The organism is Frankia sp. CpI1-P, from assembly GCF_001421075.1.
Taxonomy (GTDB): domain Bacteria; phylum Actinomycetota; class Actinomycetes; order Frankiales; family Frankiaceae; genus Frankia; species Frankia torreyi.
In genome coordinates, this window is the sequence record NZ_LJJX01000054.1 from 35021 (window position 1) to 45426 (window position 10406).

At 71.5% G+C, this 10406-nt stretch carries 4 protein-coding genes and 11 pseudogenes; all 15 read right to left on the reverse strand.

Annotated features, from left to right (window positions below; genetic code table 11):
* Positions 1-47 precede the first annotated feature (47 nt).
* Positions 48-115, reverse strand: a pseudogene (locus FF86_RS63155) (type I-E CRISPR-associated endoribonuclease Cas2); the annotation flags it as partial.
* Position 116: 1 nt separating this feature from the next.
* A pseudogene (gene cas2e / locus FF86_RS57755) lies at positions 117-326 on the reverse strand (type I-E CRISPR-associated endoribonuclease Cas2e); the annotation flags it as partial.
* Positions 323-1318, reverse strand: a complete 996-nt coding sequence (gene cas1e / locus FF86_RS25690) for a type I-E CRISPR-associated endonuclease Cas1e (protein ID WP_044887665.1) — start codon at positions 1316-1318, stop codon at positions 323-325. The gene cas1e and the pseudogene cas2e, both read right to left, overlap by 4 nt.
* A 78-nt stretch (positions 1319-1396) precedes the next feature.
* A pseudogene (locus FF86_RS57760) lies at positions 1397-1717 on the reverse strand (type I-E CRISPR-associated protein Cas6/Cse3/CasE); the annotation flags it as partial.
* Position 1718: 1 nt separating this feature from the next.
* Positions 1719-1789, reverse strand: a pseudogene (locus FF86_RS57765) (hypothetical protein); the annotation flags it as partial.
* 1 nt (position 1790) lies between these two features.
* Positions 1791-2132, reverse strand: a pseudogene (locus tag FF86_RS57770) (type I-E CRISPR-associated protein Cas6/Cse3/CasE); the annotation flags it as partial.
* A gap of 6 nt (positions 2133-2138) precedes the next feature.
* Positions 2139-2966, reverse strand: coding sequence for a type I-E CRISPR-associated protein Cas5/CasD (gene cas5e / locus FF86_RS25700; protein ID WP_044887663.1), 828 nt, complete (start codon positions 2964-2966; stop codon positions 2139-2141).
* Positions 2963-3174, reverse strand: a pseudogene (locus FF86_RS57775) (type I-E CRISPR-associated protein Cas7/Cse4/CasC); the annotation flags it as partial. The pseudogene FF86_RS57775 and the gene cas5e, both read right to left, overlap by 4 nt.
* 1 nt (position 3175) lies before the next feature.
* Positions 3176-4105 (reverse strand): annotated as a pseudogene (gene cas7e, locus FF86_RS25705) (type I-E CRISPR-associated protein Cas7/Cse4/CasC); the annotation flags it as partial.
* A gap of 80 nt (positions 4106-4185) precedes the next feature.
* Complete coding sequence (casB, locus tag FF86_RS25710; protein ID WP_052681420.1) at positions 4186-4806, reverse strand: type I-E CRISPR-associated protein Cse2/CasB; 621 nt, start codon at positions 4804-4806, stop codon at positions 4186-4188.
* Positions 4807-4947: 141 nt separating this feature from the next.
* Positions 4948-5606: pseudogene (locus tag FF86_RS57780) on the reverse strand (type I-E CRISPR-associated protein Cse1/CasA); the annotation flags it as partial.
* Between the two features lies 1 nt (position 5607).
* A pseudogene (gene casA / locus FF86_RS57785) lies at positions 5608-6380 on the reverse strand (type I-E CRISPR-associated protein Cse1/CasA); the annotation flags it as partial.
* A gap of 688 nt (positions 6381-7068) precedes the next feature.
* The coding region (gene cas3, locus FF86_RS57790) for a CRISPR-associated helicase Cas3' (protein ID WP_242419604.1) at positions 7069-8470 on the reverse strand (1402 nt) is incomplete at its 5' end.
* A gap of 1 nt (position 8471) precedes the next feature.
* Positions 8472-9261 (reverse strand): annotated as a pseudogene (locus tag FF86_RS64380) (CRISPR-associated helicase/endonuclease Cas3); the annotation flags it as partial.
* A gap of 47 nt (positions 9262-9308) precedes the next feature.
* A pseudogene (locus tag FF86_RS57800) lies at positions 9309-9966 on the reverse strand (CRISPR-associated endonuclease Cas3''); the annotation flags it as partial.
* Positions 9967-10406 lie beyond the last annotated feature (440 nt).

The window sequence follows — 10406 nt, forward strand, 5'->3', positions numbered from 1 at the left end:
GGGAAGATCCCCGCGCGTGCGGGGACGACGCTTGCTGACCTGGGGGTTTAGCGGCGTTGGCGGGCGAAAAGCATCAGTCCGTCGTAGTCGACGGGGTGGGTGCGGTCGCGGCCGGNGGTGCGGGCGGACCAGCCCTGCTCGTTGGCGGCTGGCTCGATCATGATTGCGTGGCCGTCACCGACGCGGTCAGCGAGGACGGTCCAGAGGCGGTCGCGGACGCGGGCGCTGGGGTTGCCGACGAAGACGCCGGGAGCGATCTCGATCATCCATCGGGTGAGGTGGCCGCGGAGGCCCTCAGCGACGGCGATGAGGACGACGACGGTCACCAGGGCGGGGGTGGCTGGTCGGTGTCGGGGCCGGTGACACCGACGATCGTGGTGTCGTCGGTCCCGTCGGCGAGGTCGATCGCCCAGTTGACCCCGCCGGGGACATGGCCATCGACGTCGTCCCACAGGTGCAGGGCGTCGGCGTCGTCGATGTCCGCGTCCGCGTCGTCGAGGAGAAGGTCCTTGATGTCGTGGATGATGCGGGCCATGAGATGACCGTCGGCGACCCGGTCCCGGAAGGCGGTGCGGATGTCGCGTTCCTCGACCAATCCCGCAGCGGCGAGATCGAACGCCAAGGGAATCGTGTATTCGGCCTTGTACAGGTCGGCGATGTCGAGAACGAACGACGTGGCCGCCCCGGTGTGGACGAAGCCGAGGGCCGGACTCGCTCCGATGCCGACGATGGCCGCATGGCAGATCCCGTACAGGCAGCTATGCCCTGCGGACAGCAGTCGGTTGACGTCGTCGCCGTCGGCGAACGGGTCACCGTGCGTGTAAACCCGCCGGTTCCAGGTGACGCCGGCGCGGGCCGCGTGCGCGCGGTAGATCTTCTTGATTCGGGCGCCTTCCCGGCCTCGTAGCTGCTGCATGGTGGCGGTGCTGACGTCGTCGTCGGGGAACCGCTTGCCGTACATGCGCCGGGCGACGTCGAGGCGTTCCTTCGTCCGGGTGACGAGATATGCCTGCCGCATCAGCAGGCCGGCGCCGCGACTGGCGCCCAGGCCGGCGGCGTACATCCGCACGCCTCGTTCACCGACCCAGCACACGGCGGTTCCGGAGTCCGCGAGCAGGCGGACCGCGCCACTGGTGATACGGGTTCCGGGACCGAGCAGGACGGTCGCGATGAGGGCCGCGGGGACGCGCACCGTGCGTTCCTTATTGACCAGGACGATCGCGTTGTCGGCCCGGTCGACGTGGCTTTTCTCCACGTAGAGGGTCGAGATCCGGTCCTCGACGCGGTGCAGGTCCTGCGGGTCGGACAGCCACCACATGTCAGCCCCCGACCGGCGCGGCGAGCAGGGGCGCGAGGGTGATCAGGCCGCAGCCGTAGGCCTTGGCCGGNCCGACGNCGTGAAGCAGGGTCTCGCGCGCCCGGGCGGGGTCGCTGACGCGGAGAGCGCCCTCGAACGTCGCGGTGTTGAGCACGACCCGCCGGCCGGTCCGCGTCCCGTCGGCCGCCCGCTTGGTGAAGGAAAGCCGTTCGCGGGCGGTGAGCCGCAGCGCCGGTGCGCCGCGGTCCGGGCCAGGATCGGCGTCGGCTGGCTGGCCGAGGGGTTCGCCGTCGAGTTCGGCGGTGGTGAGCAGGGTGAAGCCCCAGCGGTCGACCCGATCGGTGAGCCAGGCGGTCTGGTGCGCGGCGGTGCGGTGGCCGACGCGGACGCCGCGGGGGCNGGGGCCGGCAAGGTGTTCTCGTTGGGCCGGGGAGGGTTTGTCGGGGGTTCGGGTGGCGCTGACGGTGTTGGNACGCAGCCGGAAGCGGAACTCGCGGCCGGCCTGGAGGCGGTCGAGCAGCGGCTGGTAGTCGCGCACGGCGATCTGCGGCTCGTCGGCGTGAATCCAGCCGGCCTGTTCGACGAGGTGCTCCCATGACGGGGTGGACTCGGTGAGGACGAGGACCTCGGCGCGGTGGGACCGGCTGCCACCCCGGGTCGCGTCAGCGTTCTCGACCCTCCACAGGACCCGTTCGGTGACGGGTTGGCGGGACAGGCCGCCGAGGACGGCGGCGTGCAGGCGCTGCGGGTTGTTCAGCAGCGCCTGGGCGCCGGTGCGCAGCGGGTTCAGCCAGATGCGAGACAGATAGGTCATGCCCGGTCACCATCCGAGGAGCGCGAAGGGATCATGCGGCGGGGCAGCGGCGTCGGCGGCGAGGTCGGCGTCGTCCAGGTCGTAGGGGGGCGGGAGGTGGACCCAGGTCTGGCGGATCCGGCGGCTGGTGAATCCGCGCTCGTGCGGGTCGAAGCCGGTGGGCAGGTCGTGGCGGACATCGGGGCCGGCGGGGTCGTCGACGGTGACGGGCAGGTCGACCGCGGCCGGGCGGGGACGCCGGCTGCGGATGAGGGCGTCGCGGTGCTGCGGCCCGGCCTGCCAGGGCACCCGGCCGAGCACGTCGACAACGTCGCCGGGCCACAGGTCGTCACCGCTGTCGGCGGCGAGGAGCAGCGGCTGGGTCGGTGGGCAGGCGCGGCGGCCGAGGGCGAGCGGGTAGGCGGGGTTGCGTAGCGCGTCGGCGAGGGTCGCGAGGACGGGTTCGGGCGCGGCGACGGCAGCGACGAACACCGCGTCCTGTAGGTAGAACCGCTCGGTGAGGTGGGTGTGCTTGGCCGGCGACGTCGGCTTCTGGGCGCCCTTCGCGCTGACGGCGGTCGAGGGCAGCGGGCGGCCGCGGTAGTCGCTGACGGTGTGGTAGTCGCGCAGCAGGGTGCCGGGCTGGTCGGTGCGGACCCCGAGAGTGAGGTCGAGGAGGTCCTCGATCGGGTCGGTGCGGCGGCGGCCCTGCGCGGCCGCGAGCAGTCCGACGATGCCGCTCTTCGTCGGTTCGGCCTGGGTGTCGCGGCGATTGAACATGCTGCGCGTGCCCCAGGACTGCATCGGGGCGGCGAGGCGCAGGGCCAGGCAGTGGCCGGCCCGGGACTCGGTCATCGGGTGACGCCCGCCAACCGCTGGCGGGCAGCGTCCACGACGGTGCTGATCACCTCGTCGAAGGGCCTTGCCGCGCCGAGCACCTCGGTCAGCGTCTGAGCGGTCGCCACGTTGTCGGGCGTGCGGTAGGTGGAGGCGACGAGTTCGGGACGCAGGCCCCACAGCGAGGTGGCGGTGCGCATCTCGGCGCCGAATCGGGCGACGGACCNGGCCAGGATGCCCTGCCGACCGGCCGACACAGGCTGCTCGAAGGCGGAGACGAGGTTGACCGGCTGGTCGGCGCGGACCGCGACGGTGAGCAGGTTCGGCACGGTGCGGTGGGCGAAGGAGTTCTGGTGGCCGGTCGGCATGGAGGTGGTGAACGCCGTGAGGAACACTCGCAGCGCCTCCAGGGTGGCCTCGACGTCGCCGGCCAGGTTCTCGGCGAGCTGGTGCAGGCCGACAGTGGCGAACCGGTAGAGCGTCGCGGACTGGAACTCGACCGTGCCGATCATCCCGGCGCCGGTCTCGCCGCGGGCGTTCTCGTCGTCGACGGCGGTGTAGTAGTCGAACTCGACGTCGACAGCGTGGGTGGACAGAGCGTGCGCGACCTGGGTGGCGGCGTCGACGTTGAGGGTCGCGAGGTCGGCGACCATCCGGCCGAACAGCGCGACGTCGATGGGATGGCCGCTGCCGAGGGTCGTCAGGACCGGGAGGTCCTTCACCGCGTCGGCCAGCTCCTTGTCATCGAGCTCGACCAGGCGCGGGATGTCGTCGGCGACGAGGTCGACGAGCCGCTCAAGCTGGGGACGGCCGAAGAACAGCAAGTAGGCCGTCTCCGCCGCCTTCTTGCCGGCGCTGATCTTCAGACCGCTGAGCAGGCTGGTGGCGATCCGGGTGGCGGACTCGGCGTCGAGCCCGCTGCGAGCGGCGAGCCGGTCGGCGAGCAGCGCGGAGATCCGCTTGGTGCGGGTGCCGAGGCGGTCGGGATCGACGTGTTCGGCGAACGCTGTCCGGGTGGCGCGCTTCCACGCCTGTGAGCTGACCCGGGCACGCTTGACCCCGCCGTAGACCGCCTGCTTCGGGGTACCGGCGTCGTCCCGGTTGAGGTTGGACGGCGGGACGGTCTGCAGGATGTGGACATCGATGTAGCAGCGCATCGGCTGGTGTTTCCTTCGGCTGGGTCAGGATGGTTGGCGTCCGGCGCGCGGGCGCGACACCGGGCAGTGATGCGTACGGGTCAGGACGTGCCGGGCGCGCCGGCGTCAGCGGCGGCGGCACCAGCGGTCTCGCCGCGGCGCGGGCGGAAGAAGTACTGGCTTCCCCAGCGGCGCCGGACCTCGCCGATGCTGCTGGGGTTCTGCCAATCGATCAGGTCGTGCCACAGGGCGGTGTAGTCGAGGCCGATGGTGAGCTGGCGGAACTGCCGAACGAGTCCGCGCAGGTGATAGGCGGCCTCATCCAGGCCGGTGGCAGTGGCGGCGGTGTTGAACCGGCGGTCGACCGCGTCGGGGCTGAAGGAGCCGCTGTCGTGCAGGCGCAGGGCCGCCGTTCCAAGTCCGATGCCGACCTGGTGCGCCGGGACGGACAGTGACTGCTGGTGGATGGCGTAGAGAGTGAGCGCGACGTGCTCCGCCTGCAGGCGGGGGCTGATCTTGCCGTCGGCGGTGAGAGTGGTGTAACAGCGCCACATCTGGGGGGCCTCGCCGGGGGCGCGGCCGACGCCGCGGCGCAGCGCTGCCAGGTCGGCGCCATCGGGTCGGCCGCCGGTGTGGTCGCGTTCCCAGAAGTGCCGACGGGGGGCCGTCCCGGTGGAGGGGGATGGCGCTGTCCCGGGCGATGTCCCGGCTGCCTCGGACATCCGATCTCCTTGTGGTTGTGGCGTCAGGCGGCGGCAAGGTCGCGCCGGTTGTCCGCATCCCGGCCGAGGACGTCGTTGAGGGTGCGGCGCAGAGAGGTCTCGGCGACGGCGAGCCGGGCGCCGAACAGTTCGTCGGGGTGNGGGCCGAGGAACGCGCGCGGGCCGGCGGTGGACAGCAACGGGTCGACCGTCTCCCAGATCACCTGGCGGGCGATGACCTTCCACGCCAGCTCGGCCTTCGCGGCGTCCTGCGGGTGTCGCGCGAGCCCGGCCAGCAGCCGGCGCACGGTCGGGGTGAAGTTGTGCACGAGCATGTCGCCGAGCCGCTGCCCCTTGTCCCACGGCAGCTTCTCCCCCGCCCCGGCGGCTTCCCGCAGGGTGTCGCCGAGCCGGTTGGCGGCGACCCGCAGGCTCTCGGCCTGGTCGGCGACGGCCAGCACGACTCGGCGGACCTCCGAGTCGCGCAGCAGCGCGGTGACCGGCAGCGGGATCTCGTCGACGGTCACCTCGTCGATCACCGCCGACTGGGTGCCGTACTGCACGCCGACCGTGAGCACCCGCAGTGCCAGGTCGGCGGGCAGGATGCCGTCCTCGCGCAGGCCCGCGGCCTGGGACAGCAGCTTCGGTGCGGAGACCTTCTCCCCGGGGGTGGGCACGGTGGCCAGCAGGGCTTCGAATCCGCGCCAGGCCGCGCGCCCCGACTGGTGGCGCACCGGGCGCACCGGCGGCTGGCCGGCCTTGGGCTTGTCGACCTGCCGCCAGGCGGTGTGCGGTTCGAGGTGGTGCACCGAACCCAGGAGNCGATCGCCCGCGGCGAGCACCACCTGCCGCACCGAGATGCCGCCGGGGACGGTCGGGTCCTCCTGCGGGATGAGGCGGATCCGCCGGGACTGCCAGGTCAGCAGGTCTAGCAGGCCGCGGGGCGGCCGGATCATCCAGCGTGGCCCGGCTGGTGCCTCGCTGGCCCACTGCGGCCGGTCGTCGGGGCGTCGGCCGGCGGGCAGGATCGGGAGGTTGAGCATCAGCGTGTGGAACAGCGTCTCGCCCAGGGGGACGACGACGCCGAGCTGACCGAGCGGCCCGGTGTGGTTGCCGGTCGTCTTCCCGCCCTTGACCTGCGGGTCGCCCACCACGCCCGTCTTGATCGCCGCGGTGTCCCAGCAGTGCGCCGCGAGCAGCGCCCGCGCGGCCGCGGCCGGCGAGAGCCGAGGCGGATCGCTCTCGGTCCGGGAACTGAACAACGGGACGCTGTTGCCGGCGGCGAGCCGCGGAACCAGCAAGGACACCGGCCGGGTCTCGTTCTTCGCCGTGTGCAGTCCCGCGACCTGCGCAAACGGCCTTTCGGTGGAGAAGAGGCTGAACTGGTCGGCACGCGCCGTCAGGTATTCGGTAATGCGCTCGCCGTCAAACACGCCGACGTCCCACCGCTGTGCCCAGTCGTCGTCGGTACGCAGCACACCACATGCTTCGAGGAGTACGGGCAGCAGCACCTGACGCAGGATCGCCACGGCCTCCAGCGGATCGTCCAGAGCAAGCCCGTCAATCTCCTGCGCGTGGACAAGCGCATCCCGGATCCCGACCTCGACCCGGACCCCTCGCNGGTCGACCGGAATCCACCCAGCATCGATCAGACTGAAATCATCCACCTGTTTCCCCCGTCCGTCCCAGGCCCCTCGAACCGCATCGCCACCAGAGATGTATCAGGGCCCACCGACAGTTTTCGGACCCGAGTATGTGTGCCCGATCCAGGAACCTCAGTGGCGGGATCCACCCGCGGCCGAGCGCCTTCGACCGCGAGCATGGCGACGCGCCCGATAGCGGTAAAACTCCTTCCAGAGCTCAGTACGATCCTCGGATCGCTGAGGGACGATAGCAGCGAGTATTCCGAGCACCGCCGTCGCCGCCAACGCCACCCACCAGGCGGCGCCGTCGAGTCCAAGAAGCGGAGGGCCCGCGAGCCACAGCGTCGGGGGTAGGGTCCGCGCCTGAAGTCGCACCTGACGCAAAGGGTCACGTTGCGGAACATCATCGATCGCCAGCAACAACCTAGCAGATTGACCTAACTGGGCATCAGCGGACTCTGCAAGCTGGGGAGGCCGCTACAGTGGAGACGCCCAGCCACGCTGGGGTTGCCCTTGGGCGTCCGCCGACCTGGCGTCGTCCCCGCACCCGCGGGGTTCCCGTCAACTGCTGACGTCGTCTGGGCGGGTGACTCAACTTGCAGTCCGAGCCACCTGCCCAGCGACGGATCCCGAACACCAATCACCGGTTGCCAGCCGAGACTACGAGGCCGAGGTTGTTGTCGTAGCGTAGATCGCGGCCGCCGAGGGTGGCGGCGTGCTGGTCGTCGAGGATGAGGGCGCGGGTGCGGCGCAGCCAGGGGTCGCCGCCCCAGCCCGGCAGCGGGGTAAGCGTGGCGCGAGCCGCGGCCGTGAGCTCCGGGACGGCGGGCAGCCGGATCACCGAGCCGACGACCTCCTCCAGCACCGCGTCGTCGGAGACGGCGACCTCGCCGCTCGGGCCGAGCCGTCGGCCGGACAGAGTCAGGTAGCCGCCGGCTGGTGCGCGGCGGACGAGAACGACCTCGATCGACTCCTCGCCGTCCCGCACGACCGCGGCGACCCGCTCCTCGGTCTCGAGCGCGGCGGTCCCGTTGTCGTGCAGACCCGCGAGCGTGGGCAGGCCCAGCCGGTCCTCTCCGGCGAGCAGGAACGCCGAGGCGTTCACCCGGCGGCGGGCCTCGTCGCCCTCCCACGCCGTCCGCGCCGCGGCGAGCGCGTCCGCCCAGCCAGGCGGTCCGAGGGGCGCATCGCCGTAGCCGGTGGCGACGAGTCCGGGAACGTGTTCCGGGATCGACCAACCGGGGCCCTTGGCCGCGTCGGCGACGAGGGCCGCGGCCCGCAGGAGCAGGTGATCCCCGTAGACGGCCCGGCTCCCCCCGGGATAGCGCGGGACGTCCTCGCCGGTGAGCCGCAGCCCGCTGACGATCACCTCCGGCCCGCGCAGGTTCGCCGGCCGATCGGACGATGGGCGTTCGTGCCGGTGCAGCCGGCCGACGCGTTGCAGCAGCAGGTCGACGGGCGCGAGATCGGTGATCAGGACGTCCACGTCGACGTCGAACGACTGCTCGGCCACCTGGGTGGCCACCACGACCAGCCGCCGGGGCCGGGCGGCGGCGCCCGTCCGGCCGGGCGGGCCGAGCCGGTCGACGACCTCGGCGGTGCGGTGGGCCCGTTCGGCGGCGGTGAACCGGGAGTGCAGCAGGACGACGTCCGCGCCGAACGCGGCCGCGAGCTCGGCATAGACGTCCTGGGCGCGCCGGACGGTGTTGCAGACGACGAGGGCGCAGCCGCCGTCACCGACGGCGCGGGTCACCGCCGCGGCGACCGTCCGCGGGTCGAACGCGTCGTCCTCGTCGAGGATCCGCACGTTGACCGGCGTCGACGGGCGCCACGGCTGAGCGGACACGCCGGCGAAATCCGGCTCGCCGCCGCGGGTGAAGACCGCGGTTGTGCTCGGGTAGCCGTCGGGCGTGGGCAGCGCGGCGAGGTCGACGTCGCGGCACTGCAGAGCACCCTGCAGGTAGGCGCGGGCGAGCTGCTCGCGCAACGCCGGGGGCAGCGTCGCCGACAAGACGATCACCGGCACGCCGGAGTCGGCCAGCNAGCGCAGCGCCTCGAACAGGAACTGCGCCATGTACACGTCGTAGGCGTGCACCTCGTCGAGGATGACGACCCGCCCGGCGAGGCCGGCGTGGCGCAGCATGACGTGCTTCGTGCGGGTCGCGGCGTGCAGGAGCTGGTCGACCGTGCCGACCGTGACCGGGGCGAGCAGACCCCGCTTGGCACCGAGGAACCAGTCAGCGGCCGCCGCCGGACCGGCCGGCGGCGCCTCGGATCGCGCCGCGGCGCCCGCCCGGCCCTCGCCGTCCACGCCGAACTCGTCGCCCAGACCGAATGCGTCGCCCATGCCGTAGTCATCGGTCATGCCGAAGTCGTCGAGGTCGTCGTGCACCCCGGCGAAGCTGATCTGACTGCGCAGGGCCGCCCATTCTGGATTGAAACGCGCCCGGCCGTGCAGCAGACCGATCGGCACCTCGACGTCGACCGCGGCGAGCCAGGCACGCACTCGACTGAACATCGGGTCGCTGGTCGCCTGCGTCGGCATTCCGACATAGACGCCGTCCGCGCCGACCTTCGCGGCCAGTACCTCCGCGGCGGCGAACGCGGCCTCCGTCTTGCCCTCACCCATCGGCGCCTCAAGAATCAGCAACCCCGCGCCCGGCATGTCCCGGGCCAGTTCCACCGCCGCAGACTGCGCGGCGCGAGCCGCTTTACCGAACCGGTGCCGGACGAGATCGTGCTGGTCTACGGGCACGAGGTTCGGACGCCGCCAGCCGCCACGTAGTCCCAGTTCTTCCCAGGCTTTCCGGGCGCGGTCCCTGGCGGCAGCCATCGACACTTTCGTCGGATCAGACAGCCCGCCGAAATGCGTGTGATCGNTCGCGATCCAGTCGGCCATGATGATCAGGCCAGACAGGGTGAGCTGGTCCCCGCGGCTCGGTGTCCTCGCCTCCCCCAGACCTGGCAGATCGACACCGAGGTCGGCGGCGACCCGATCGACGAACGCCTGCTGGGCCTGCGGCCAGAGGCCGACGCCATGCGCCACACCAGGGTTGACCAGCCTGTCCCGGCCAGGAATCCGGCCATGATGACCCGCAACCAGCGGCCACACCCAGTTGCACGCCTGCCGGCTCCACCCGACCTGCGGCAGGTACCCACGCAGGATGACCGCACCGGCGCGCGCATGATGCCAACGCCGCCCCTGCTGCGGGCTCACGCTCTTCCAGTCGAAACCCGCCGCTCGGACCCGTGCCGCCAGGCCGTCGTCCTTCATCTGAAAGGCCGGCGTCGCCTTCCCGACGTCATGCAGCCCGCACACCAACGCGAACAATGCCCGCCCCTGCCCGTCGCTGACCGCGTCGAGCCGTTCCCGGATCACCGGCGCCAGATACCGATCCCAGACCAGCTCCCCCACTGCGGCCGTATCCAGCAGATGCCCGAGCAGAAGATGCATCGAACCACCCCCCTTCTCCGCCGACTTCCCCCACACCACTCCCAGCGCCAAACTCTCCACACACACCCCTCTCAAAGATTCCACTCAATCGCATTCCAGAGACAAGCAGAAAACGCCCCAAGACCCATCATCCACAGGATATATTTCCGTGTAGTCAAAAATGACAAGGCACGAAACCTGCGACATACAGAACTCCCGCACTTGCGGGAACAATTACCGGCCGATGGTGTCGAGCACGGAGATGACGGGAAGATCCCCGCGCATGCGGAGACGACGACGCGGGGTGGAGGGCGTGAAGCACGACCCATGGAAGATCCCCGCGCAGGCGGGGACGACACCGAGGTCGACCACTGGGATATGTCCCCGCCCGGAAGATCCCCGCGCGGCGGGGACGACGGGTCGGGACCGGGTCACTCCGTGGGCCGTTCCGGAAGATCCCCGCGCGTGCGAGGACGACCGAGCCGGGTGGCGATACCCAGCCTCCGTGACGGGAAGATCCCCGCGCGTGCGGGGACGACCAGCAT